At 64.8% G+C, this 26229-nt stretch carries 22 protein-coding genes; 19 read left to right on the top strand and 3 right to left on the bottom strand.

The features are described 5' to 3' along the window. The first annotated feature begins 113 nt into the window (after positions 1-113). The gene (locus ACGLHT_RS20250; RefSeq protein WP_137164027.1) at positions 114-1745 is read left to right on the top strand and encodes a BCCT family transporter; all 1632 of its coding nucleotides are present in this window, start codon (positions 114-116) and stop codon (positions 1743-1745) included. Between the two features lie 132 nt (positions 1746-1877). Here ACGLHT_RS20250 and ACGLHT_RS20245 read toward each other — a convergent pair whose 3' ends face one another. Both ACGLHT_RS20245 and ACGLHT_RS20240 read right to left on the bottom strand, forming a co-directional pair. Beyond that, complete coding sequence (locus ACGLHT_RS20245; RefSeq protein ID WP_274121166.1) at positions 1878-3140, bottom strand: ATP-binding protein; 1263 nt, start codon at positions 3138-3140, stop codon at positions 1878-1880. Continuing rightward, positions 3137-3829 (bottom strand): response regulator transcription factor, encoded by a 693-nt coding sequence (locus ACGLHT_RS20240; protein WP_137164029.1) that lies wholly within the window; start codon positions 3827-3829, stop codon positions 3137-3139. The genes ACGLHT_RS20245 and ACGLHT_RS20240 overlap by 4 nt, the downstream gene beginning before the upstream one ends. A gap of 196 nt (positions 3830-4025) precedes the next feature. On the opposite strand from ACGLHT_RS20240, the gene bamA reads away from it, so the two are divergent. From bamA to ACGLHT_RS20155, 17 genes are all read left to right on the top strand, one after another. After that, positions 4026-6389, top strand: coding sequence for an outer membrane protein assembly factor BamA (gene bamA, locus ACGLHT_RS20235; protein ID WP_394520140.1), 2364 nt, complete (start codon positions 4026-4028; stop codon positions 6387-6389). A gap of 121 nt (positions 6390-6510) precedes the next feature. After that, positions 6511-6894 carry a hypothetical protein gene (locus ACGLHT_RS20230; RefSeq protein ID WP_075045283.1) on the top strand — a complete coding sequence of 128 codons (384 nt, stop codon included), beginning with the start codon at positions 6511-6513 and terminating at the stop codon, positions 6892-6894. Between the two features lie 14 nt (positions 6895-6908). Further along, complete coding sequence (locus tag ACGLHT_RS20225; RefSeq protein ID WP_085616401.1) at positions 6909-7874, top strand: endonuclease; 966 nt, start codon at positions 6909-6911, stop codon at positions 7872-7874. Between the two features lie 146 nt (positions 7875-8020). Continuing rightward, a complete protein-coding gene (locus ACGLHT_RS20220) occupies positions 8021-8329 on the top strand; it encodes a hypothetical protein (RefSeq protein WP_137164031.1) in 309 nt (102 codons plus the stop codon). Between the two features lie 48 nt (positions 8330-8377). Continuing rightward, on the top strand, positions 8378-8929 hold the full coding sequence (locus ACGLHT_RS20215) for a YbhB/YbcL family Raf kinase inhibitor-like protein (protein WP_137164032.1): 552 nt from the start codon (positions 8378-8380) through the stop codon (positions 8927-8929). A gap of 555 nt (positions 8930-9484) precedes the next feature. Further along, positions 9485-10540, top strand: a complete 1056-nt coding sequence (locus ACGLHT_RS20210) for a 3-deoxy-7-phosphoheptulonate synthase (RefSeq protein ID WP_025339231.1) — start codon at positions 9485-9487, stop codon at positions 10538-10540. Between the two features lie 80 nt (positions 10541-10620). Continuing rightward, positions 10621-10902, top strand: a complete 282-nt coding sequence (locus tag ACGLHT_RS20205; RefSeq protein ID WP_003258780.1) for a peptidylprolyl isomerase — start codon at positions 10621-10623, stop codon at positions 10900-10902. 11 nt (positions 10903-10913) lie between these two features. Continuing rightward, the gene (locus ACGLHT_RS20200) at positions 10914-12857 is read left to right on the top strand and encodes an extracellular solute-binding protein (RefSeq protein WP_394520151.1); all 1944 of its coding nucleotides are present in this window, start codon (positions 10914-10916) and stop codon (positions 12855-12857) included. Further along, positions 12854-13912, top strand: coding sequence for a microcin C ABC transporter permease YejB (locus ACGLHT_RS20195; RefSeq protein ID WP_274079467.1), 1059 nt, complete (start codon positions 12854-12856; stop codon positions 13910-13912). The genes ACGLHT_RS20200 and ACGLHT_RS20195 overlap by 4 nt, the downstream gene beginning before the upstream one ends. Continuing rightward, entirely contained in the window at positions 13912-14928 is a 1017-nt protein-coding gene (locus ACGLHT_RS20190; protein ID WP_025339234.1) for an ABC transporter permease, read from the top strand. The genes ACGLHT_RS20195 and ACGLHT_RS20190 overlap by 1 nt, the downstream gene beginning before the upstream one ends. 140 nt (positions 14929-15068) lie before the next feature. Beyond that, positions 15069-16451 (top strand): sigma-54-dependent Fis family transcriptional regulator, encoded by a 1383-nt coding sequence (locus ACGLHT_RS20185; RefSeq protein WP_137164043.1) that lies wholly within the window; start codon positions 15069-15071, stop codon positions 16449-16451. A 269-nt stretch (positions 16452-16720) separates the two neighbouring features. Next, positions 16721-18112, top strand: coding sequence for a GntP family permease (locus ACGLHT_RS20180; protein ID WP_075045288.1), 1392 nt, complete (start codon positions 16721-16723; stop codon positions 18110-18112). Between the two features lie 10 nt (positions 18113-18122). Then, on the top strand, positions 18123-18893 hold the full coding sequence (gene hbdH, locus ACGLHT_RS20175; protein ID WP_274120566.1) for a 3-hydroxybutyrate dehydrogenase: 771 nt from the start codon (positions 18123-18125) through the stop codon (positions 18891-18893). 55 nt (positions 18894-18948) lie between these two features. Continuing rightward, positions 18949-19428 (top strand): serine protease inhibitor ecotin, encoded by a 480-nt coding sequence (eco, locus tag ACGLHT_RS20170; RefSeq protein ID WP_137164045.1) that lies wholly within the window; start codon positions 18949-18951, stop codon positions 19426-19428. Between the two features lie 148 nt (positions 19429-19576). Next, the gene (locus ACGLHT_RS20165; protein ID WP_274120567.1) at positions 19577-21529 is read left to right on the top strand and encodes an acetoacetate--CoA ligase; all 1953 of its coding nucleotides are present in this window, start codon (positions 19577-19579) and stop codon (positions 21527-21529) included. A gap of 207 nt (positions 21530-21736) precedes the next feature. Then, positions 21737-22012: a peptidylprolyl isomerase gene (locus tag ACGLHT_RS20160; protein ID WP_013972552.1), complete on the top strand. Its 276-nt coding sequence runs from the start codon at positions 21737-21739 to the stop codon at positions 22010-22012. 98 nt (positions 22013-22110) lie between these two features. Further along, positions 22111-24537 carry an autotransporter outer membrane beta-barrel domain-containing protein gene (locus tag ACGLHT_RS20155; RefSeq protein WP_274120568.1) on the top strand — a complete coding sequence of 809 codons (2427 nt, stop codon included), beginning with the start codon at positions 22111-22113 and terminating at the stop codon, positions 24535-24537. On the opposite strand, the gene ACGLHT_RS20150 is transcribed toward ACGLHT_RS20155, so the two are convergent. Then, positions 24534-25157 carry a LysE family translocator gene (locus ACGLHT_RS20150; protein ID WP_137164048.1) on the bottom strand — a complete coding sequence of 208 codons (624 nt, stop codon included), beginning with the start codon at positions 25155-25157 and terminating at the stop codon, positions 24534-24536. The two genes, ACGLHT_RS20155 and ACGLHT_RS20150, sit on opposite strands and share 4 nt — an antisense overlap. Before the next feature lie 131 nt (positions 25158-25288). On the opposite strand from ACGLHT_RS20150, the gene ACGLHT_RS20145 reads away from it, so the two are divergent. Next, entirely contained in the window at positions 25289-26098 is an 810-nt protein-coding gene (locus tag ACGLHT_RS20145) for an AraC family transcriptional regulator (protein ID WP_274079463.1), read from the top strand. Positions 26099-26229 lie beyond the last annotated feature (131 nt).

Genomic DNA, 26229 nt, shown 5'->3' with positions numbered 1-26229 from the left:
ACAAGGGCGCTTGAGCTTCAGGCGCCCTTTTTTCATCTGCAGTCCCTTCAACCCGCAACGCCGCCAGGCGGGTGCGTTCGCACCTGCCTGCCAGAATAAAAAGGATATAGCCGATGCGTGCAAAAGAAGGCCTGTTCAAGGGCCTGAATCCTGTTGTGACCGTTGGGTCGCTTTCCATTGTCGTGGCCTTCGTGGTGCTCTGCGCCTCCTATGGCGACCAGGCCGCCGGGGTATTCAAGGCCGCCTCCGACGCCATCCTCGACCACCTGAAATGGTTTTACCTGGCGCTGGTCAGCGGCATCCTCGGGGTGCTGGTGTTCATCGCCTTCAGCCGCTTTGGCACCTTGAAGCTCGGGCGTGCCGACGAAAAACCGGAATTCAGCTTCGCCGCCTGGATCGCCATGCTGTTCAGCGCCGGCATGGGCGTGGGGCTGATCTTCTGGTCGGTGGCCGAGCCGGTGCTGCACTATGCCAGCAACCCGTTCACCCCGGGGCTCACCGACCAGGCCGCATCCATGGCCATGCGCATCACCCTGCTGCACTGGGGCCTGCACCCGTGGGCAATCTTCACCGTGATCGGCCTGGGCCTGGCCTACTTCGCCTACCGTGAAGGGTTGCCGCTGGCGTTGCGCTCGATCCTCTACCCGCTGATCGGCAACCGCATCTACGGGCCGATCGGGCATGCCGTGGATATCATCGGCGGCGCGGTCACCGCCTTTGGCGTCTCGCAGTCGCTGGGGCTGGGCGTGGAACAGATCAACATGGGCATGCACCAGGTGTTCGGCACCCCGGTCACCCTGTCGTTCAAGCTGAGCATCATCGCCATCGTCACCGTGATTGCCTCGATCTCGCTGGTGGCCGGCGTGTCGCGCGGCATGAAGCGCCTTTCGACGCTGAACATGTGGATTTCCCTGGGGCTGATGCTGGTGGTGCTGGCACTGGGCCCGACCAACTACCTGATGAACCTGCTGTTCGAATCGGCTGGTGACTACGCGCAGAACATCATCGGCATGAGCTTCTGGACCGACGCTCAGGCCGACAGCGCCTGGCAGAAGAGCTGGACTGCCTTCTACTGGCCGTGGTGGATGACCTGGGGCCCGTTCGTGGGGCTGTTCATTGCACGCATCTCCCGTGGCCGCACCATCCGCGAACTGGTGTTTGGCGCCCTGCTGGTCCCGACGCTGGTGACGATCCTGTGGATGGCGGTGTTTGGCGGTACAGCACTGAAGGATGAGCAGCAGGCGCGCCAGGCCTACCAGCAGTTGCCGGTCGCCGAGCAGGCAGCCGCCGGCCCGTTCCAGGGTGGCCCGATACTGGAGGCCACGCGCAAGGAGACCACCACAGCCATGTTCACCCTGCTCGACCGCCTTGACGGCCCGACCTTGGGTGCGGTGCTGAGCGTGATCATCTGCCTGTTGCTCGCCGTGCACTTTGTTACGGCCGCTGATGCGGGAACGCAGGTGCTGTGCATGCTCAACTCGCTGGGCAGCATCAACCCACCGCACTGGATCCGGGTGCTGTGGTGCGTGCTGGAGGGAGCGATCGCCGCCAGCCTGGTGATTGCCGGCGGGTTGCTGGCGATCCAGATGGCCAGCATCGTGGTCGGGTTGCCGATTGCGTTCTACATGTTGCTGACCGGGTATAGCCTGATGCGCAGCCTGTTTGCCAGCGAGCAGGTCATTGCCCGCGAAGTGCCGGCGAATCTGGCGGTGGAGCCAGCCCGCACTACCGGTGAAGTGGCATAGATAGCCGGGGCCGCCTTGCGGCCCTTTCGCGACACAAGGCCGCTCCTACAGGCCATGTACAATCCCGAGCCTGCGCTGTACCTGTAGGAGCGGCCTTGTGTCGCGAAAGGGCTGCAACGCAGCCCCAAGGGCTCAGCCAGGGTTTGCCTGCGGCAGCTCGATGCGCACCCGCAACCCGCCACTCGCGGCGGCCAATGCAGTGATGCTGCCGCCATGCAACGCAACGGCCCGCTGGGCAATCGCCAGGCCCAGGCCAAATCCATCACCGTTACTGTCGGTACCGCGGTCGAATGGCTCGAAGATGCGCTGCAGGCGCGCCGGCTCGACGCCCGGGCCATGGTCGCTGACGCTGACCTGCAACCATTGCCCGCCCGGCGCCAGCGCGGCCTCGACCAACACCTCGGTACCTGCTGCGGTGTAGCGCACGGCATTACGGATGATGTTCTCGAACGCCCGGTACAGCAGTTCTTCATGCCCATGAGTGATAAACGTGCCCTGGGCCTGCAAGCAAACCTGGCACTGCTTCATGCCGGCCTCGAAGCGGGCGTCCTCGACGATCTGCGCCAGCAGTTCGACCACATCGAGGGTGGCGAAGTCGTCGCCCTGCCGGGCCTGGGCGCGGGCCAGGGTCAGCAGTTGCTCGATCAGGTCGTCCATGCGCCGCGACTCGCGCTCCACCCGTTCAAGCATGTCGAGCCGGTCCGGTTGCTGGCGCATCAGGCCGATGGCGGCATGCATGCGGGTCAGAGGCGAGCGCAGTTCGTGGGAAATATCGTGCAGCAGGTTCTGCTGCGCCTGCACCAACGCCTTGAGCTGACCGGCCATGCGGTCGCAGTCTTCGGCCAGTTCAACGATTTCGTCACGGCGTTTGCCCAGCCTGGGTTTGACCCGCACCTCGAAACGACCCTGGGCGACCTGGCCCATTGCTTCGCGCAGCCAGGCCAGCGGGCGGGTCAGGTACAGGCTGCACAGGAAGGCGAACAGCGCACTCATCAGCGTGCCGGTAAACAGCGGGCCCATGCTGCGCGGGCGTGGTGGCTCGCCAATGGTCGTGGCCACCGAAGCGCGCAGCACCAGCGGGCGGCCGTCGCGGTCGCTCAGCGCCTGCTCGAACCGGGCCACTGGCACCGCCCTGCCGGCCAGCAACCGGCCTTGGCTATCGTAAAGGCCCACCTGCACATCCGGCGGCTGCGGCGAGACCTCGAGCAACTGTCGGCCAGCCTGCTCGCCGTAACGTTGCAACAGCTGCAGTTCGGTGGCCAGCAGCGAGCGCAGCGCGGGGGTATCACCACGCAGGTCATTGAGCATGAAGGCGCCCGCGCCCACCAGGAAGGTCAGGGTGTTGGCCAGCCAGAAGGCCAGGAACAGCTTCCAGAACAGGCGCCGGCGCATCATTCGACGATCAGCATGTAGCCCATGCCGCGCACGCTCTGGATCCAGCTGCTGCCATCGGCGCGCGGCCCGAGCTTTTGCCGGATGCTGCTGATGTGCACGTCGATGCGCCGGTCGTAACGGGTCAGCGGCCGGCCCAGGGCATTGAGCGACAGGTCCTGCTTGCTGACCAGCTGGCCGGCCTGGCGGGCCAACGCTTCGAGCAGGCTGAACTCGGAGCCGGTCAGCTCGAGGATGGCAGCGCCCCAGTGCGCCTCGCGTCGACCAGGCCACATCTTCAGGGCACCGCTGCGCACCTGTTCGGGCACCATGCCTTCGCCCATCAGTTGCGGCTGAACACGGCGCAGGATCGCCCGCAGGCGCGCCACCAGTTCGCCGGGAGAGCTGGGCTTGGGCACATAGTCATCGGCACCCAGCTCCAGGCCGGCGATGCGGTCGATGTTGTCGCCACGGGCAGTCAGCAACAGCACCGGTACCTGGCTGCGCGCGCGCACACGCCGCAGCACTTCGATGCCCGAAATGCCCGGCAGCATCACGTCCAGCACCACCACCTGATAGTTGCCGGTCAATGCCTGGGCTTCGCCCTCCTCGCCAGTGCCGACGGAGGTGGCCTGGAACCCTTCGCGGGCCAGGTACAAAGAGAGCATTTCGGTGAGTTCGCGGTCATCGTCGACCAGCAGCACAGGGATCATCAGGGCCAGGAATCGTGATTTCAGGGGTTGCAATGATCGCCCCGGCGGCCGGCACTGTCACCGCCGGCCGGTCGGACTTTACACATCTTTACCCTCGGCTAACCGCGCCGAACACAGCCCGCCCGTATCCTCATCGCCCGCTGCATGCGGGTTGCCCGCGCTTGCTCCCTCCGAATCCGCTTGTCTGGAACCCTCGATGAACTACCCGCGCCTGTTGCTCTCCGTCCTGCTGCTGAACGCCACGCTGGCCCAGGCCTCCCCCTTCAGGATCGCCGACATCCGCGTCAACGGCCTGCAGCGGGTTTCCGCCGGCAGTGTCTTCGGTGCCTTGCCGCTGAACGTCGGCGACCAGGCCGATGACCGCCGACTGGTGGAGTCGACCCGTTCCCTGTTCAAGACCGGCTTCTTCCAGGACATCCAGCTGAACCGCGATGGCAATGTCCTGATCATCAACGTGGTCGAGCGCCCGTCGGTGTCGAGCATCGAGATCGAAGGCAACAAGGCCATCAGCACCGAAGACCTGATGAAGGGCCTGAAGCAATCCGGCCTGGCCGAAGGCGAGATCTTCCAGCGTGCCACCCTCGAAGGTGTGCGTAACGAGCTGCAGCGCCAGTACGTGGCCCAGGGCCGCTACTCGGCCGAGGTCGACGCCGAGGTGGTGCCGCAGCCGCGCAACCGTGTGGCGCTGAAGATCAAGATCAACGAAGGCACCGTCGCCGCCATCCAGCACATCAACATCGTTGGCAACAACGTGTTCGACGACGAGACCCTGGCGCAGCTGTTCGAGCTGAAGACCACCAACTGGCTGTCGTTCTTCAAGAACGACGACAAGTACGCCCGCGAAAAGCTCTCCGGTGACCTGGAGCGCCTGCGTTCCTACTACCTGGACCGCGGCTACATCAACATGGACATCGCCTCCACCCAGGTGTCCATCACGCCGGACAAGAAACACGTCTACATCACCGTCAACATCAACGAAGGCGAGAAGTACACCGTCCGCGACGTCAAGCTGTCCGGTGACCTGAAAGTGCCGGAAGACCAGGTCAAGTCGCTGCTGCTGGTGCAGCCAGGCCAGGTGTTCTCGCGCAAGGTGATGACCAGCACCTCCGAGCTGATCACCCGCCGCCTGGGTAACGAAGGCTACACCTTCGCCAACGTCAACGGCGTGCCGCAGCCGAACGATGAAGACCACACCATCGACATCATGTTCGTGGTCGACCCGGGCAAGCGTGCCTACGTCAACCGCATCAACTACCGCGGCAACACCAAGACCGAAGACGAAGTGCTGCGTCGCGAAATGCGCCAGATGGAAGGCGGCTGGGCCTCGACCTACCTGATCGACCAGTCCAAGACCCGTCTGGAACGCCTGGGCTTCTTCAAGGAAGTGAACGTCGAGACCCCGCCGGTGCCGGGCACCGACGACCAGGTCGACGTCAACTACAGCGTCGAGGAGCAGGCCTCCGGCTCGATCACCGCCAGCGTCGGTTTCGCCCAGAGCGCCGGCCTGATCCTCGGTGGTTCGATCAGCCAGAGCAACTTCCTCGGTACCGGTAACAAGGTGTCCATCGGCCTGACCCGCAGCGAGTACCAGACCAAGTACAACTTCGGCTTCACCGACCCCTACTTCACCGCCGATGGCGTCAGCCTGGGCTACAACCTGTTCTACAACAGCACCGACTACAGCGATTACTACGACGACGGCGTGTCCTATTATGCGATCGACAGCTACGGTGCCGGGGTCAGCTTTGGCTACCCGATCAACGAAACCTCACGCCTGACCTATGGCCTGTCCCTGCAGCACGACAATATCTCGCCCGGCACCTACAGCGCCGACGAGATCTACGACTTCATCGCCCGCGAAGGCAAGAGTTTCAACAACCTCAAGGCCTCGATCGGCTGGTCGGAATCAACCTTGAACAAAGGCGTGCTGGCTACCCGCGGCCACTCGCAGAGCCTGACGCTGATGGCCACCACCCCTGGCAGCGACCTGTCGTTCTACAAGCTGGACTACAGCGGCCAGACCTACCTGCCGCTAACCAGCAACACCTCGCTGCGCCTGCATACCAGCCTGGGCTACGGCAACGGCTACGGTTCCACCGACGGGCTGCCGTTCTATGAAAGCTACACCGCAGGTGGGCTGGGTTCGGTGCGCGGGTTCAAGGACGGCAGCCTCGGCCCGCGCAATACCCCGGCCACCGGCAACTACGCCAGCGCAGGACAAGCCTATTACTCCGACCGTGACACCGACGTGCTGGGCGGCAACATCCTGATTGCCGGCGGCGCCGAATACATCTTCCCGTTGCCGTTCGTGAAGGACCAGAGCCAGCTGCGCAGCTCGGTGTTCGTCGATGCCGGCAACGTGTACGCCGACACCTGCTACCTGTCGACCACCCAGGGCTGCGGCAGCGTGGACCTGGCACAGATGGCCGTGTCGCTGGGGGTTGGCGTGACCTGGTACAGCCCAATGGGGCCGTTGAGTTTCAGCCTGGCGGCACCGCTGAAGAAGCCGGATGGGGCAGAAACCCAGATCTTCCAGTTCTCGCTGGGGCAGACCTTCTGATGCCTGATGCCGTAACGGCCTGGCGTTGAGCATTACCCGCTTTTACCCCTGCTTAACCCAAGTTGACAGTGACCTTGCTTAAGCTGGCCAGGACTCGTACCCCGCCCAGCAGGACATGCCCATGCCACCCTTCACACCATGCTTCCCCACTTCACTGCGCCCCGACGAAGTCCCGGTCGCGCTACTCGACCTGGTCCAGCAGCGCCTGGCCGGGCTGCTCGGCCCGCGCTTCACCGTGGTGCTGGGCGGCAGTGGCAACGGTGCCGGGGTCAGCCACTACCATCTGGCAATCCAGCACAACCAGAGCGGTGTTTCCCTGGAGGACACCGGCGCCGTCGGCACCGGCTTCATCGAGCGCCTGCTGCGCATGGCCACCCAACTCAAGGCCATGCTCGACTCGGCCACGTTCAGCAGCATGGGCAGCGACGACCCGCGCCGCCCACTGGTGTGGATCAGCGAGCTGGCCTGCCCCAAGGAAATGATTACAATGCACGCCCCAACCTGAAATATGTTTTCCCCATGAAATCACTGCTTTACGCCGTATCCTTACTGTTTTCCTTTACCCTGCCCGCCCTTGCCAGCCCACCGGCGACCTTCACCGAAGCCAAGGTGGTGGCCAAGCAAAAGGTGTACATGGACCAGGCCAGCAGTGCCATGGGCGACCTGTACTGCGGTTGCAAATGGGCCTGGGTGGGCAAGTCTGGCGGGCGTATCGATGCCGCCTCTTGCGGCTACCAGACCCGCAAGCAGCAGAACCGCGCCGAACGCACCGAATGGGAGCACATCGTGCCGGCCTACACCTTCGGCAACCAGCGCCAGTGCTGGAAGAACGGTGGCCGCGAGCATTGCGTGGATGACGACCCGGTGTTCCGCGCCATGGAGGCCGACCTGTTCAACCTGTACCCGGCAGTGGGCGAGGTCAACGGCGACCGCAGCAATTTCAACTACGGCATGGTTGCTGGCAATGCAGGGCAATACGGGCAGTGCTCCACCAAGGTCGACTTCGTGCAGCGTGCTGCCGAACCACGTGACGAAGTGAAAGGCCTGGTCGCCCGCACCACCTTCTACATGTACGACCGTTACAAGCTGAGCATGTCGCGCCAACAGCAGCAGTTGCTGATGGCCTGGGACAAACAGCACCCGGTGTCGGCCTGGGAGAAAGAGCGTGACCGGCGCATTGCCGCGATCATGGGCCATGCCAACCCCTTCGTGACCGGGGAACGCAAATGGACCGCCAACTACAAGCCGGTCGGCAGTGGCGTGGTGCAAGCGGTGCCGGCGAAGGCTGCCAAGCCAGAGGCCAAGCCGAGCCTGGCCAGTGCCGGGTCGGTGGGGGCGGTGCTTGGCAACCGCAACAGCCACGTCTATCACCTTTCCGTCGGCTGCCCGGGCTATACCCAGGTCACCGCGAAGAACCAGGTCACCTTCGCCACAGAGGGTGAGGCGCAGGCAGCGGGTTATCGCAAGGCGGGCAACTGCCGCTGATCACCTTCCTCGGGGCCTGCGCGGCCCCTTTGCAACCGAGCGGGCTGCACGGCAGCCCGCAACAATGACCATCCGTCGCCCAGACGGCACCCCACTCCCCGCCCCCAGCCCAACGAATGACAGATCATCCGCAAAGGAGACGTTCCATGATCCGCATTCGCCCACTCTCACTGTGCCTTGCCCTTGCCCTGGCCAGCGTCACTGGCACCAGCTTCGCCGCCACCGACACAGACACCGACAGCCGCCCGCAAACCGACCAGTACGGTGGCAAGACCGCCGGCGAAGACAGCAGCGTCAACAGCCCAGGCAGCAGCAAAGCCAACGACAGCAGCGACACCGGCAGCAATAGCGATGCCGCGGACGGAGCGGCTGGCGGCTCCAACAGCACCGGCGAAGCCACCGGCTCCGGCGCCGGGCACACCGGTGGCACCGCCGAGGATCAGGACAGCCATTGAGGCCGGGCTGGGCTACACTGCGCCGGAACGCCCTGCCAAGGATTCACCATGAACCTCAAACCCTGGCTGCTCGCCGCCCTGCTGCCGTGCAGCGCCTTGGCCGTCGCTGGTGGCCAGGGCGCACTGTCGATCAGCTCATCGTCGTTCACCGATGGCGGCGTGATCGCCTTGCAACAGGTTGGCCCGGACCCAGCCTGTGGTGCCGGCGAAGAGCGCACCCCGCAACTGAGCTGGGACAACCTCCCCGCAGGCACCCAGTCGCTGGCCCTGATCATGTTCGACCCGGACGGCGGCAAGGGCATTGGCGTGGTCCACTGGATCGCCTACAACATCGACCCGGCCCAGGATGGGCTGAAGGAAGGCGTCGCCGGGCTGACCGGGCAAGGCGTGACCGTGGGGCGCAACTCGCGGGGCTCGCTCAGCTACCGCGGCCCCTGCCCACCCGCCGGCGACAACCCGCACCACTACGCACTAACACTGATCGCCACCGACCTGCCATTGGGCACCCTGCCCGAAGGCCTGGACCGCAGCGGCCTGCTGCAACTGCTGCAAGGCCACGCGCTAGGGGCGCAGAGCCTGGTCGGGCGCTATGGCCATTGAACCGTGCGGTACAAAAACAATTGATCACCCCCATAGCATTTATCCATTGAATGGCCCGGCCGAACTGAAGTAAGCTCGGGCTCATTCACTGGAGAGCAACATGCCGAAACACACCCGCAACCACGCCAACCACACCGGTCGCAGCCTGCGCCCTGTGCTGGCCGTTGCCGGCTGCGTGGCACCTGCCAGCTATTACTTTGGGTATTGGTTTAGCCACTAGGCGCCGATACCCACACGGCGCCCACCTTCGAGGGGCCGCCGAACATGAGAATACTCAAACCCCCGGTCGGCTCCCCGACCGGGGGTTTTGCTTTTCAGGCCTTTGAACAACACCGATTCACATTGAGGACAGATTCATGAACTACGCCACTTATTACTACGCAAACACCTACGCCTGGCGATTTAGCCAATCCCGTTCGGGCCAGCCTGCCGCCTCCGTTCGGTCTTCCACAGGTGGCAATGCAGCAGCCAATACGAATTCAACGATCTGTCGAACACCTCGATAGGGCCGACCACGCGGGCCAGAACCCGCCGTCCGCCCAGGGAAAAAACGCCATGCAAGCTTCCAGCCTCGCCCTGACCCAGCCGCAAGCGGCCAACACCACCGTCAGCCAGCGCCTGCCCAGCCCGCACCTGCTCAAACAGCAAATGCCGCTGTCCAGCGAACTTACCCAGCAAGTCCATGCCCACCGCCAGGCCATCCGCGACATCCTCGAAGGCCGCGACCAGCGCCTGCTGGTGATCGTTGGCCCGTGCTCGATCCACGACCCGCGCTCGGCCCTGGAATACGCCGACCGCCTGGCCGCCCTCAGCCGCGAAGTCGACGACAAGCTGCTGCTGGTGATGCGCGCCTACGTCGAAAAACCCCGCACCACGGTCGGCTGGAAAGGCCTGGCCTACGACCCGCACCTCGATGGCAGCGACGACATGCACGCCGGCATCGCCCTGTCCCGCGGGCTGATGCTGAACATGATCGAACGCGGCCTGCCGGTTGCCACCGAACTGCTGCAGCCAATGGCCGCCGGCTACTTCGATGACCTTCTGGCCTGGGCCGCGATTGGCGCGCGCACCACCGAGTCGCAGATCCACCGCGAAATGGTCAGTGGCCTGGAGCTGCCGGTCGGCTTCAAGAACGGCACCGACGGCGGCATCGCCATCGCCAGCGACGCCATGCGCAGCGCCGCCCACCCGCACCGCCACTTCGGCATGGATGCGCAGGGCTACCCGGCCATCATCGAGACCTTGGGCAACGCGGACACCCACCTGGTGCTGCGCGGCGGCCACAAGGGCCCGAACTTTGACGCCAACAGCATCGCCATGGCCCGCCAGGCGCTGGCCAAGGCCGGGCTGCAGGCGCGGATCATGGTCGATTGCAGCCATGCCAACAGCGGCAAGGACCCGGCGCGCCAGCCGGCGGTTTTCAACGATGTGCTGGAGCAGCGCCTGGCCGGCGACCGTTCGATCGTCGGCGTGATGATCGAAGGGCACCTGTTCGACGGCTGCCAGGCGCTGGGCAAGGGCGCGCTGAAATACGGCGTGTCGATCACCGACGGTTGCCTGGGCTGGGCTTCGACCGAAACCCTGTTGCGCGAGGCGGCACAAAAACTCTAGGTAGCGGGATGCAAGCCTGGCGAGACATACCCCGGACAAGTGCGCTAGGCTTGCCTTTTTTACCCCAAGGAGCAGTACCCATGGCCCGTGCAACCGCCCGCCACATCCTGGTCAGCAGCGAAGAGAAATGCAACGAACTGAAAGCCCAGATCGAAGCAGGCGCCGACTTCGCTGAAATCGCCAAAGCCAACTCCACCTGCCCGTCCAGCCGCCAGGGCGGTGACCTGGGCTCGTTCGGCCCGGGCCAGATGGTCAAGGAGTTCGACACCGTGGTGTTCAGCGCCCCGGTCAATACCGTGCAAGGCCCGGTGAAGACCCAGTTCGGCTACCACCTGCTGGAAGTGACCAGCCGCCAGGACTAAGTAGCCAATAGCTGCTCATGTCCCCTGTGGGAGCGGCGGTGCGCCGCTGCGCTTTACCCGCGAATGCGTCCGTTCACGCAACGTCGTTGCCTGATCTGGCGCTTTCGCGGGTGAACCCGCTCCCACAGGCCCTGTGTTACCTTTTTCTGCTTTGTTTTTCCTTCAATAGTCAGGCTGCACCCACCCACGCCCTCACCGTCTACGGCGAAGCCCCCCGCTACAACGCCGGCTTCCAGCATTTCGACTACGTCAACCCCGACGCCCCCAAAGGCGGCATCCTGCGCCGCTCGGCCATCGAGATCGGCCAGTTCGACCATATCCTGCCGTACATCGACAAAGGCATCGGTGTCAGCGAGGTCGATGGCCTGCTGTACGCGCCACTGGCCGTGCGCTCGTTCGATGAACCCTACACTGTCTACGGCCTGATCGCCCGGCGCATGGAGCGCGGCCCGGAGGATGCCTGGCTGCGGTTCGAGATCGACCCGCGCGCCACCTTCGCCGATGGCAAGCCGGTGCGCGCCGAGGACGTACGCTTTACCTTCGAGCTGCTGATGAGCAAGGGCAGCCTCAAGTACCGCACCCAGTTCGCCGATGTTGCCGGCGTCATCGTGGAAAGCCCGCACAGCGTGCGCTTCGACTTCAAGCCCGACCACGGCCGCACCCTGCCGCTGGACCTCGCCAGCCTGCCGGTTCTGCCCGAACACGACTGGCAGCAGCGCGATTTTGCCAACGGCGCCGGCTTCGACAAGCCGGTCGGCAGCGGGCCGTACCGTATCGGGCGCATCGACAACGGCCGCAGCATCACCTTCGAGCGCGACGCCAACTGGTGGGCGCGCGATCTGCCGGTCAGCCGTGGCCGCTACAATTTCGACAAGCTGCGCATCGAGTACTTCGGTGATACCGAAGTGGCGCGGCAGGTGCTCAAAGGCGGCGGCTACGACTACAACCGAGAATTCTCCGCCACCGCCTACACGCTGGGCTACAACGGCGCGCAACTGGACGACGGCCGCCTGCAGCGTGCCCACCTGGGCCCGGCCAAACCGCAGGTTGCCCAGGGCTTCGTGTTCAACCTCGACCGGCCGCAGTTCAAGGACCGTCGCGTGCGCCAGGCGCTGGGCATGCTGTGGGACTACGAGTGGAGCAACCGGCAGATGATGCGCAACATGTACATCCGCCAGCAGAGCGTGTTCTCCAATACCCCGCTGGCCGCCCGCCAACTGCCGGATGCCGGCGAGTTGAAACTGCTCGAACCGTTGCGCGGCAAGGTGCCGGACGAAGTCTTCAGCACCGTGTTCACTGCCCCGGTCACCGATGGTTCGGGGATTATCCGCAAGCAGCAGCTGCAGGCACTGGCGCTGCTCGAACAAGCCGGCTGGCGCCCCGAAGGCGACCGCCTGGTTAACAGCCAGGGCACGCCGCTGGCGTTCACCTTCCTCAACGGCCAGGCGGGCATGGAGCGCCTGCTGCTGCCGTGGAAGCGCAACCTGGCCCAGATTGGCGTGACCCTGGACATCCGCAACGTCGATTCGGCCCAGTACGTCAACCGCCTGATGGCGCGTGACTACGACATGATCGTCACCGGCTACCCGGTCACCCTGTCGCCCGGCGCCGAGCTGTACAACTATTTTGGCTCGGCAGCGGCCCACGACCCTGGGTCGAACAACCTGATGGTGCTGCAGGACCCTGCCGTGGACCGCCTGATCGACGGCCTGGTGCGCGCCGACACCCAGGCCGACATGCTGCACCACGCCCATGCCCTGGACCGGGTGCTGCAATGGAACTACTACTGGATCCCCAACTACTACCCACCGGGCAGTTCCACTGCCTGGTGGAACCGCTTCGGCCTGCCCAAGGTCCAGGCTGCCTATGACGAAGGCCTGGACACCTGGTGGGAAGTCAGCCCCACCGCGCTGACCAACGCGCAAATGGCCGAACGCCGGAAATCCTCGCCATGACCACCTACATTCTGCGCCGCCTGTTGCTGATCATCCCGACCCTGCTGGCGATCCTGCTGGTCAACTTTGCCATTGTCCAGGCCGCGCCGGGTGGCCCGGTGGAGCAGGCGGTGGCACGCCTGCAAGGCATCGGCGGCGGCGCTCCCGGTGCCCGAGCCGAGGTGGTGCACGGCGAGTCACGGGCCACCCGTGGCCTGGACCCGAAACTGATCGAGGAGATCAAGCGCCAGTACGGCTTCGACAAGTCCGCCCCCGAGCGCCTGTGGTTGATGCTGGGCCAGTACGCCCGGCTGGACTTCGGCAACAGCTTCTTCCGCGGCGCCAAGGTCACCGACCTGATCCTCGACAAGTTGCCGGTCACCCTGTCGCTGGGCTTCTGGGCCACGCTGATCACCTACCTGGTGTCGATCCCGCTGGGCATCCGCAAGGCAGTGCGCCACGGCAGCCGCTTCGATGCCTGGAGCAGTGCACTGATCGTGGTCGGCTATGCCCTGCCCTCGTTCCTGTTCGCCCTGTTGCTGATCGTGCTGTTCGCCGGCGGCACCTCGCTGAGCTGGTTCCCGGTGCGCGGCCTGGTCTCGGACAACTTCGACGAGCTCAGCCTGCTGGGCAAGGTCGCCGACTACTTCTGGCACCTGGTGCTGCCGGTCGGCGCCCTGGTGATCGGCGGCTTCGCCACCCTGACGCTGCTGACCAAAAACGCCTTCCTCGACGAAATTTCCCGGCAATACGTGGTTACCGCTCGCGCCAAGGGCCTGAGCGAGCGCCGGGTGCTGTATGGCCACGTGCTGCGCAATGCCATGCTGCTGGTGGTGGCCGGGTTGCCGCAGGCGTTGATCACGGTGTTCTTCGCCGGCTCGTTGCTGATCGAGGTGATCTTCTCGCTCGATGGCGTGGGCCGCATGAGTTACGAGGCGGCCGTGGCGCGGGATTACCCGGTGGTGTTCGGCACGCTGTTCATCTTCACCCTGGCGGGCCTGCTGATCCGCCTGATCGGTGACCTGTCGTACACCCTGCTCGACCCGCGTATCGACTTCGACACGAGGGCGCGCTGATGCTTTCACCGATCTCACGTCGTCGCCTGCAACGCTTTCGCCGCAACCGCCTCGGCTGGGTTTCGCTGTGGCTGTTCGCCGCCCTTCTGCTGCTGAGCCTGTGTGCCGAGCTGGTGGCCAACGACAAACCGCTGCTGCTGGGCTACAAGGGCGACCTGTACGTGCCGGCGCTCAAGCGCTACACCGAGCAGCAGTTCGGCGGCCAGCTGCCGTTCCAGCCAGACTACCGCAGCGCCTATGTACGCCAGCTGATCGAGCAGCAAGGTGGCTGGATGCTGTTCGCCCCCATCCCGTTCAGCGCCGATACCCCCAACTACGACCTGCAGGTACCCACCCCCAGCCCGCCAAGCGCGAGCAACTGGCTGGGTACCGACGACCAGGGCCGCGACGTGCTGGCCCGGGTGCTGTACGGCACCCGGGTATCCTTGCTGTTCGCCTTCGCCCTGACCGTGGTCAGCGTGCTGATCGGGGTGGCGGCCGGTGCTTTGCAGGGCTACCACGGCGGCTGGGTCGACCTGGTCGGCCAGCGCCTGCTGGAGGTATGGTCGGGGTTGCCGGTGCTGTACCTGCTGATCATCCTCAGCGGGTTCGTCGAGCCGGACTTCTGGTGGCTGCTGGGGATCATGGCGCTGTTCTCCTGGCTGACCCTGGTCGATGTGGTGCGCGCCGAGTTCCTGCGCGGTCGCAACCTGGAGTACGTGAAGGCCGCAAGGGCGCTGGGGTTGCCAGACAGCCAGGTAATGCTGCGGCACATCCTGCCCAATGCCATGAACGCAACGCTGACCTATGTGCCGTTCATGCTGACCGGGGCGATCACCACCCTGACTGCGCTGGATTTTCTTGGTTTCGGCATGCCGGCCGGGAGTGCTTCGCTGGGAGAGCTGGTGACCCAGGGCAAACAGCACCTGGAGGCGCCGTGGCTGGGCTTTACCGCGTTCTTTGCCTTGGCGGTGATTCTGTCGCTGCTGGTGTTTATCGGGGATGCCTTGCGCGAGGCGTTCGACCCCAGGGGATAGGTTTTCAGGTCTGACCTCTTCGCGGGTAAACCCGCTCCCACAGGGTCACCACAAACCTTGAGTACTGAGGGGTACCTTTGGGAGCGGGTTTACCCGCGAAGAGGCCGGCCCTGCTTTTACAGATTTCAGGATTTCTACCCATGCACGACAGCGACAGCCTCAAGGACTACCCCCAGGTACGGCAACTGGCGATCCGCTCGTTGTTCGAGATCATCGAGCAGTCCAGCGAGGGCACGGTAATCGTCGACCGCCAGGCGCGCATCGTCTGGATGAACGAGCGCTACGCCCGGCGCTTTGGCCTGGCCGACGCCGCCAGTGCCATCGGCCAGCCATGCGAGGCGGTGATCCCGGGCAGCCTGATGCGCGAGGTGGTGAGCAATGGCCGGCCAATCCTGCTGGACATGCTCGACACCCCGAACGAGCCACTGGTGGTAATGCGCCTGCCCATCCACGACGACCAGGGCGCGCTGATCGGCGCCATCGGCTTCGCCCTGTTCGATGAGTTGCGCAGCCTGTCGCCACTGCTCAAACGCTACTCCAGCATGCAGCAGGAACTGGCCTCGACCCGCTCGCAATTGCGCGCCCGCCAGGCCAAGTACAGCTTCGCCCAGTTCGTCGGCAGCAGCGCCGCCAGCCTGGAGGCCAAGCGCCGCGCCCGGCGTGGTGCGAGCAGTGATTCGCCGGTGCTGCTGCTGGGCGAAACCGGCACCGGCAAGGAACTGCTGGCCCATGCCATCCATGCGGCGTCGGCGCGGGCGCACAAGGCGTTTGTCAGCATCAACAGTGCAGCCATCCCCGAGACGCTGCTGGAAGCCGAATTCTTCGGCACCGCCCCCGGCGCCTTTACCGGCGCCGATCGCAAGGGCCGCAGCGGCAAGCTGCAACTGGCCGAAGGCGGCACGCTGTTCCTCGACGAGATCGGCGACATGCCGCTGGCCCTGCAGAGCAAGCTGCTGCGGGTGTTGCAGGAGAAGGAGTACGAGCCGGTAGGCTCGAACCAGATGCTGCGCAGTGATGTACGCATCATTGCCGCCACCTCCATCGACCTGCAGGCCGCCATCGCCCGCGGGGCATTCCGCGCCGACCTGTATTACCGGCTGAATGTGCTGCCGATCGAGGTGCCGCCACTGCGGCAACGGCTGGAGGACCTGCCGGCACTGTGCGAGGCCATCCTGGGGGAACTGGGCAGCCAGTATGAGCTCGAGGCCGAAGCGCAGCAGCTATTGGCGCGGCATGCATGGCCGGGGAACATTCGCGAGCTGCGCAATGTGCTGGAGCGGGCCACGCTGCTGACGGATCAACCGCGGTTGGGGGTGGCGGATCTACGGGCGGCATTGGGGCCGTTGAGCCCGGTGGCGGCGGAACCCGGGCGTCAGACTTACCGAGAAGCGTGCGAGCAGTTTGAACGCAGGCTGATTGCCGAAGCGTTGGCTGAGCATGAGGGAAATGTGCCAGAGACTGCGGCAGCATTAGGGTTGGGGCGATCGACCTTGTACAAGAAGATGGTAGCGCTTGGTCTCTGATTGGAGACTTATGTTTCCATTTTGAGATTGCCGCGAGGGCTTTGCCCCCGATCGCGACACAAGGCCGCTCCTACAGGAGATCGCGTTGCACTTGTAGGAGCGGCCTTGTGTCGCGATGGGCCGCAAAGCGGCCCCAAAATCTCAAGACAGAGACAAAAATTCAGTAGAAAACAAAATACCTATATAAATCAATGAGTTAAAAACTGGCACGATTCCCGCTTTCTCCTGCTCACCGATAAAAACAAGACTCACCCAGGAGACCCACCCCGATGACCGTGCTCATCGCCCTAGCCGCTCTGGCCCTGCTGATGCTGGCTGCCTACCGCGGCTACAGCGTAATCCTCTTCGCCCCCATCGCCGCCCTCGGGGCGGTACTGCTCACCGACCCGTCTGCCGTGGCCCCCGCATTCACCGGGGTGTTCATGGAGAAAATGGTCGGCTTCATCAAGCTCTACTTCCCGGTGTTCCTGCTGGGCGCCGTGTTCGGCAAGCTGATCGAGCTGTCCGGCTTCTCGCGCTCGATCGTCGCCGCCGCCATCCGCGTGCTCGGCACCCGCCAGGCGATGCTGGTGATCGTGCTGGTCTGCGCCCTGCTCACCTACGGCGGCGTGTCGCTGTTCGTGGTGGTGTTCGCGGTGTACCCGTTCGCCGCCGAGATGTTCCGCCAGAGCAATATCCCCAAGCGCCTGATCCCGGCAACCATCGCCCTGGGCGCGTTCTCGTTCACCATGGATGCCCTGCCCGGCACCCCGCAGATCCAGAACATCATCCCCAGCACCTTCTTCAACACCACCGCCTGGGCCGCGCCCTGGCTGGGCCTGATCGGCACACTGTTCGTGTTCTGCACCGGCATGGCCTACCTGCAGCGCCAGCGCAACAAGGCCCAGCGCGCCGGTGAAGGCTATGGCAGCGACTTGCGCAACGAACCGGAAACCGCTGCCGACCTGGCGCTGCCCAACCCTTGGCTGGCCCTGTCGCCGCTGCTGCTGGTGGGGGTGATGAACCTGCTGTTCACCCACTGGATCCCGCAGTGGTACGGCCCCAGCCACAGCCTGCAACTGCCCGGCATGAGCGCGCCGGTGCAAAGCGATGTGGCCAAGCTCACGGCCATCTGGGCGGTGCAGGCGGCGTTGCTGGTGGGCATCCTGATGGTGCTGGTGTGTGCCTTCGGCGCCATCCGCACCCGCCTGGCCGAAGGCACCAAAAGCGCCGTGGGCGGCGCCTTGCTGGCGGCCATGAACACCGCCTCGGAATACGGCTTTGGCGCGGTGATCGCCTCGCTGCCGGGCTTTCTGGTATTGGCCGACGCCCTGCGCGGCATCCCCAACCCACTGGTCAACGAAGCCATCACCGTGACCTTGCTGGCCGGCATCACCGGCTCTGCCTCGGGCGGCATGAGCATCGCCCTGGCGGCCATGGGCGACAGCTTCATCGCCGCCGCCAATGCCGCCAACATCCCGCTCGAAGTGCTGCACCGGGTGGCCGCCATGGCCAGCGGGGGCATGGACACCCTGCCGCACAACGGTGCGGTCATCACCCTGCTGGCCGTGACCGGGCTGACCCACCGCGAGGCCTACAAGGACATTTTCGGTATTACCCTGATCAAGACCCTGGCGGTGTTCGTGGTCATCGCCACGTTCTACGCCACCGGCATCGTCTAAGGAGCTTTGCATGACCCTCAAAGGCAAGACCGCACTCGTCACCGGTTCCACCAGCGGCATCGGCCTGGGCATTGCCCAGGTGCTGGCCCGCGCAGGCGCCAACATCGTGCTCAACGGCTTCGGCGACCCTGCCCCGGCGCTGGCCGAGATAGCCCGGCACGGGGTAAAGGCAGTCCATCACCCGGCCGACCTGTCGGACGTGGCCCAGATCGAAGCGCTGTTCGCCCTGGCCGAGCGCGAGTTCGGCGGCGTCGACATCCTGGTCAACAACGCCGGTATCCAGCACGTGGCGCCGGTGGAGCAGTTCCCGCTGGAAAGCTGGGACAAGATCATCGCCCTCAACCTGTCGGCCGTGTTCCATGGTACGCGCCTGGCCCTGCCCGGCATGCGAGCGCGCAACTGGGGGCGCATCATCAACATCGCCTCGGTGCACGGCCTGGTCGGCTCCACCGGCAAGGCGGCCTATGTGGCGGCCAAGCACGGCGTGGTCGGCCTGACCAAGGTGGTGGGCCTGGAAACCGCCACCAGCAACGTCACCTGCAATGCCATCTGCCCAGGCTGGGTGTTGACCCCGCTGGTGCAGAAACAGATCGACGATCGTGCTGCCAACGGTGGCGATCCGCTGCAAGCGCAACACGATCTGCTGGCAGAAAAACAGCCATCGTTGGCCTTCGTCACCCCCGAACACCTGGGTGAGCTGGTACTATTCCTGTGCAGCGAGGCCGGTAGCCAGGTTCGCGGTGCCGCCTGGAACGTCGATGGTGGCTGGTTGGCCCAGTGACGGGCGGCCTGGGCCTGGCGACGGTCTTGCATTCGTTTATCTGCAAGGAGGCCCTATGCGCCCAACCCCGATGACCGCGATCCTGGCCCTGACCCTGGCTGCCGCCGCACCTGCGATGGCAGCCAGCCTGAAGGACGTCGCGCCCTACCCCGAGGCGGAAAAAGGCTTCACCCGGCAGGTCATTCACCTGCCGGCCCAGGCTGATGAGTCGGCCTATCAACTGGAAATCCTCGCCGGCAAGACCCTGAAGGTGGACTGCAATCGCCAGCGCCTGGGCGGCAGCCTGGAGGAACGTACCCTGGAAGGCTGGGGCTACAGCTACTACCGCCTGGACAAGGTCAGCGGCCCGGCCAGCACGCTGATGGCCTGCCCCGATGGCAAGAAGACCGAGGCCTTCGTGCCAGTGATCGGTGAAGGCTTCATGCTGCGCTACAACAGCAAGCTGCCGGTGGTGGTGTATGTGCCCAAGGACGTCGAAGTGCGCTACCGCGTCTGGACCGCGTCGCAGGACGTGCAAAAGGCTAAAGTAGAGTAACGCGCAAGCCCCTGCTGTCAGGGGGCTTCTTCGCGGGCACGCCCGCTCCCACAGGCTGTCACCAGGCTGGACATCTACGCTGTACCTGTGGGAGCGGGCGAGCCCGCGAAGGCGCCCTCGAATCCAAATGATCATCTGGAGGTTCGGCATGAACGATGTGCTCTGGCGCCCCTCCACGGCGCAGATCGAGGCCAGCCGGATGGATGCCTTCCGCCGCCGGGTCAACCTGCGCTACAACCTGCAACTCGACGACTACCAGGCGCTGCACCGCTGGAGCATCGAGCAGCGCCCTGCCTTCTGGCAAACCCTTGCCGACTATTTCCACGTTCACTGGCATACCCCGCCGAGCCAGGTGCTCAGCGAAGGGCCGCAGATGCCCGATGCCCAGTGGTTCAGCAACGCCACCCTCAACTTCGCCGAACACCTGCTGCGCCGCCGCGACGACCGCCCGGCCCTGGTCGCCGTGCGCGAAGACGGCCAACGCCAGCTGTTCACCCATGCCCAGCTGGCGGCCCAGGTGGCCGGCCTGCAAACAGCCTTGGAGGCCACCGGCATCGTCCCCGGCGACCGCGTAGCCGCCATCATGCCCAATACCTGGCAGACACTGGTCGCCATGCTTGCCTGCACCAGCCTCGGTGCGGTGTGGTCCAGCTCCTCGCCCGAGTTTGGCGTACACGGCATCATCGACCGCTTCGGCCAGATCGAGCCCAAGCTGCTGATCGCCTGTGCCGGGTACCAGTACGCCGGCAAGGCCATCGACCAGGTGGACAAGGTCAACCAGGTGTGCGCGCAGCTGCCCGGGCCTCAACAGCTGATCGTGGTGCCCCATACCCGCAGCGGGACGCGCGCCGACGAATTCCAGGCCGCCAACGTCAGCCTGTGGGACGAGTTCTTTCAGCCCGGCGGCGAGCCCCGCTTCACCCCGCTGCCCTTCGACCACCCGCTGTACATCCTGTATTCCAGCGGCACCACCGGTGTGCCCAAGTGCATCGTCCACCGCGCCGGCGGCGTGTTGTTGCAGCACCTGAAGGAACATGGCCTGCACAACGATCTGAAGGCCGATGACGTACTGTTCTACTACACCACTTGCGGCTGGATGATGTGGAACTGGCTGGCCAGCGGCCTGGCGGTGGGCGCCACGCTGGTGCTGTACGACGGCTCGCCGTTCCATCCCGGCCCCGAGCGGCTGCTGGACCTGATCGACGCCGAGGGCATCCAGGCCTTCGGTACCAGCGCCAAGTACTTGGCGGCGTTGGAGCAGGCGGGCCTCGAACCTGCGGCAAGCCACCGCCTGGAACGCTTGCGCCTGCTGCTGTCCACCGGCTCGCCGCTGTCGCCACACAGCTACGACTACGTGTACCGCAAGATCAAGGCCGACCTGTGCCTGGCGTCGATGTCCGGCGGCACCGATATCGTCTCCTGCTTCGTGCTGGGCAACCCGACCCTGCCAGTGCGCCGTGGCGAGATCCAGTGCAAGGGCCTGGGCATGGCGGTGGAAGTGTGGAACGAGCATGGCCAGCCGGTGCAGGGCGAAAAAGGCGAGCTGGTGTGCACGCGCAACTTCCCGTCGATGCCGCTGGGGTTCTGGAAGGATACGGACGGCAGCCGCTATCACGACGCCTACTTCAGCCAGTACCCGGGGGTGTGGGCCCAGGGCGACTATGCCGAACAACGTTCTGATGGCGGGCTGGTGATTCATGGCCGCTCCGATGCCGTGCTCAACCCCGGGGGGGTGCGCATTGGCACGGCGGAGATCTACCGCCAGGTGGAAAAGGTCGAGCAGGTGCTGGAAAGCGTGGCCATCGGCCAGGACTGGCAAGGCGACGTGCGGGTGGTGCTGTTCGTTCGCCTGCGTGACGGCCTGCAGCTGGATGAGGCCCTGCGCCAGCACATCCGCCAGGTGATCCGCCAGTACACCACGCCCCGCCATGTACCGGCGGTGATCGCCCAGGTCGATGACATCCCACGTACCATCAGCGGCAAGCTGGTGGAGTTGGCGATTCGCAATGTGGTGCATGGCTTGCCGGTGAAGAACACCGATGCCCTGGCCAACCCCGAGGCGCTGGAGCAGTTCCGGGATCGGGAGGAGTTGCAAACCTGACCCTTGTAACCGTCCCTGTAGGAGCGGCCTTGTGTCGCGATGGGGCGCGAAGCGGCCCCGGCAACCTGTGCTGCGAAGCTGAAAACCTGGGGCCGCTTCGCGCCCCATCGCGACACAAGGCCGCTCCTACAAGGACGCGTAATCGCCTCAGCACAATACTATGAGGCATAATGCCCACCTTTTTCGCCCCCGAAGCACAGGTACCCCATGAAAGCCCAAGCCCGCCACATCCTGGTCAAGACCGCTGACGAAGCCGAAAAGCTCAAGCAGCGCATCGCCAACGGCGAGGCTTTCGATGTGCTCGCAAAAAAGTTCTCCACCTGCCCTTCGGGCAAGCGTGGCGGCGACCTGGGTGAAATCCGCCCCGGGCAGATGGTCGGCGCCATCGACCAGGTGATCTTCAAGAAGCCCCTGCGCGTGGTGCACGGGCCGATCAAGAGCAAGTTCGGTTATCACCTGGTGCAGACGTTCTACCGCGACTGATAGCCCCGGGCCACCTGACATTTTTGCCAGTTGTCCCCTTACCGTACAAAACATACAACTCAGGCAGTGGCCCTTCTAATGGACTTGGAGACTTGTCTATGCGCTGCCCTCGCCTGCTTCTGCCTGCCGCACTCCCTCTGCTCACTTTGCCTTTGCTGTCTCATGCCCAATCCCTGACCGTTGCAGCAGGCGACGACCTGGACGCCATCGTTCAGACGTCAGCTGCAGATCAGTTCATCATCACCGGCGGCAAGGTCACGTCGTTGCACCAAGGCGAGGGGCAGGACACGTTCAACATGTCTGGTGGCGAACTAGGGTCGCTCAATCAAGGCGGTGCCACGGACGAATTCGTCATGACCGGGGGTATCATCAAGGATGCCTTCGAAGATGGCGACAATGTCTGGTTCAAGGGCGGCAGCATTCGCCGTATCGACCTCAAGATGGCTGATAACTTCCTCGAAATGTCCGAAAACCTTGGTGTAGAAACCATCGTTGTTGCCAACGTGGTCAGCGGCCTTGGCAACGATACTTACATCCTGACTGGCGGCACCATCGGTGGAGACCTCCGTACCAGCAGCGGCGACGACGAGATCAATGTCAAAGGCGTCGATCTGAAAGGCGAGATACGTGCCGGCCAGGGCAAGGATAAACTCAACTGGACGAGCGGCAAGATCGGCAAGAAAGTCGACATGGGCGCCGACAATGACACGGCCACTGTCAGCACACTCGACTTGAGCAGTTCAACAGTGCTGTTGGACGGCGGTACGGGCACGGATACCCTGACGTTTCAGCAAGCCAAGGTCGATCAGGGTGCCTTGTATGTCAACTGGGAGTCCATCAACCTGAACCAGGGCAGCCAGTTGACCCTGAACGACAGCTTGGCCCTGGGTGACCTGGGCTCCGATCAGCCACCGATAGCCGCAGCCACGGGGACCGGTACCCTGCAAATTGACGCGACCAGCACACTGATCAGTCGCCACGGCAGCATTGTCAGCATCCAGAATGGCAGCAAGGCATCCGTGGTAAACGCCGGCACCATAGACCTGAGCCGCGGCAACGACGCTCAGGGCCGCCTGACCATCCAGGGCGACTACACCGGCAACAATGGCACCCTGCGCCTGAACAGCGTGCTGGCCGGCGACGGCGCTGCCTCCGATCGCCTGGTGGTCAGCCGTGGTGCGATTGGCGGCTCTACCCAGCTGCTCATCAACAACCTCGATGGCGCCGGTGCAACCACCGCGCAGAACGGCATTCAAGTCGTTGAAGCGCGTGACGGCGCGGTCAGCACGGCCACCGCATTTGTCCAGACCCAGACCCTTTCAGCCGGGGCCTACGACTACCGGTTGTTCAAGGGCGGCGTGACTGCAGGCAGTGAAAACAGCTGGTACCTGCGCTCCACCCTGGTTGCGCCACCCGCTTTGGCCCCTGCGCCGGAACCGGGCGAGCCGACACAGCCAACGCAACCGGGCGAGCCTGTGGTGATCGCGCCCGCCGCTACCCCGCCTGTCGCGGCCCCGGCGCCCGGCCAGGTCGACCTGCCAGCACCGGTGCAAGGCGAAAGCCTGCCGCTGTATCGCCCGGAAGTTGCGGTGTATGCCGCAGCGCCACGGGGCGCCGCGATCATCGCCCGCCAGGCACTGGGCACGTTCCACCAGCGTCAGGGCGACCAGCAGCTGCTGCAGGGTGACGGCGCCCTGCCCGCCAGTTGGGGCCAAGCCTACGGCGGCGCGTTACGTCAGCAATGGAGCGGCACGGTCAGCCCGAGCCTGGATGGCGACCTGTACGGCTTCAAGGTGGGCCAGGATCTGTACGCCAAGGTTGGCGACAGCGGATACCGCCAGCATGTCGGTATCTATGTCAGCCATAGCCGCCTGGACGCCGACGTCAAAGGCTTCGCCCTCGCCGTGGAAAACCGCAGCGTCGGTGACCTGGAGCTTGATGGCGACAGCGTCGGCGCCTACTGGACGCTGGTCGGACCGCAAGGCGGCTACCTCGACGCCGTGCTGCAGTACACCCACCTGGATGGGCGGGCGCGTTCTGACCGGGGTGACAAGCTGAACATCGACGGCCACGCCTGGACCGCGTCACTGGAATCCGGCTATCCCATCGCCCTGTCCGACCGCTGGGTACTGGAGCCGCAGGCTCAGTTGATCGCGCAAAAAGTCTCGCTCGACAGCGCCAGCGATAGCGTCTCGCACATTAGCCACGACGCCCAGGTCGAGCTGACCGGCCGGTTGGGGGTTCGGCTCGAGGGGGCCTTCAAAGGCAGCAGCGACCGCCTGTTGCAACCCTATGCGCAAGTCAACCTGTGGCACGGCGACGGTGGCCGCGATACCTTGACCTTCGATGGCGTCGACAAGATCAAGACCGATTACCGCTATACCTCGGTGCAACTTGAAAGCGGCGTGGTAGCGCAGGTCAACGAAGCGCTGAGCCTGCATGGCGGCGTGCAGTACACCGCCAACCTGGACAGCCGCCAGCAAGAAGCCAGCGGCGTGAACCTGGGTGTGCGCTGGCAGTTTTAGCGCCGCGCAGCCAACAGCCCGAGGCCGGCGCAGCCCAGCAATGAGGCGCTGACCCGGTTGAACAACCGACGTGGGCCGGGCTGGCTGAACCAGCGCTGCAGGTACGCCCCCAGGCCGGCGTAGATGGCGATGGCGGCCCATTCCAGCAACAGGAACAGCACACCCAGCCAGAGGAACTGCTCGCTCACCGGGGTGGCGCTGCCGACCGAGACGAACTGCGGCAGGAAGGCGGTGAAGATCAGGATTGCCTTCGGGTTACCAGCTGCCACCCAGAACTCCTGACGTGCCAGGCGCCAGGTACCGCGTGGGTGATCGCTTGCCAGCACAGCCTCGCCCACCGGTGCCCGCCACAGTTGCCAGGCGATATAGAACAGGTACGCCGCCCCCACCACCTTGATGGTCAGGAACAGGTATTCGCTGGTGTGCAGCACCACTGCCAGGCCCATGGCCGCCAGGGCGATCATGCCGCTGAAGGCGACGATGCGCCCGCCGCCGGCCACGCAGGCCGTGCGCAGGCCGTAACGGCTGGCATTGTGCAGCGACAGCAGGTTGTTCGGCCCCGGCGCCATGTTCAGGGCGAAGCAGGCGGGGATGAAAAGCAGCAGGCTTGAGAGGTCCATTATTGTTTTCCTTTGGCAACAGGCGTCTATTTCGGCGGGTAGCGGGCCTTGCGGTCAAGTTACAGCCAGCGGAAAAAACTGTATGGGTGCACGGCGCCTGATAAGCTGCCGCGCATACCGAGGACCCTGTGATGCCCCGCTCCCATGCCGCGCTGTGGCGCGACCCGGCCCTGCCGCATGTCGAAAGCCGCCGCGCCTGCCATAGCCGCGCCTGCTACAAGCCCCACAGCCACCCGACGTTTTCCATCGGTGTGGTGGACGCCGGCTACAGTCATTTCACCGGTGCCGGCAACGGCCAGCAACGCCTGACACCCGGCACGCTGGTGCTGGTCCCGGCCCGCCGGGTACATGCCTGCAACCCCGAGCCCGGGCAGGCGTGGAGCTATCAGATGCTGCATGTGGATGCCGACTGGCTGGCACAGCTGCACCTGGAGTCAGGGCTGGAGGGTGCCGGGCCCGGCGAGCCGGCACGTATCTGCCAGGTGCCGGAGGTGTATCGGCAGTTCTGCGAACTGAACAGCCTGCTGTTCTCCAACGCCAGCAATGGTGAGAAGGATGCGGCGCTGATTGCCTTTCTGGGTGACCTGGACTTTGCCAGGCACGCGCCGCTGGCACCGGCACCGGCCCTGGGGGCGACCGCGTTGAGTGGGCTGATTGCGCACATCGAAGGCCAGGACCCGGCGCAGTTGAGCCTGGCGGTACTGGCCCGGCAGGCCGGGCTTGGGCGCTACCAGTTGATTCGCGCATTTCGCGCGGCCACCGGGTTTACACCGCATGCCTACCTGCTCAATGCCCGGGTCAACCGTGGGCGGCAATTGTTGGGTGAAGGGCAGGCACTGGCGGAGGTGGCCTATCGGCTCGGGTTTGCCGACCAAAGCCATTTCCAGCGGGTGTTCAAGGCCCATGTGGGGGTGACACCGGGGCAGTATCGGGGAGACTGAAGGCCTGCGCGGTCTGTGTAGGAGCGGCCTTGTGTCGCGAAAGGGCTGCGCAGCAGCCCCGGCAATCTGTGCTGCGGAGCTGAAAACCTGGGGCCGCTTCGCGCCCCATCGCGACACAAGGCCGCTCCTAC

It is taken from the genome of Pseudomonas sp. PsB, from assembly GCF_043658375.1.
Classification (GTDB): domain Bacteria; phylum Pseudomonadota; class Gammaproteobacteria; order Pseudomonadales; family Pseudomonadaceae; genus Aquipseudomonas; species Aquipseudomonas putida_Z.
Note: the sequence above shows the minus strand (reverse complement) of the source record. Positions and strands in the feature narration are given on the sequence as shown.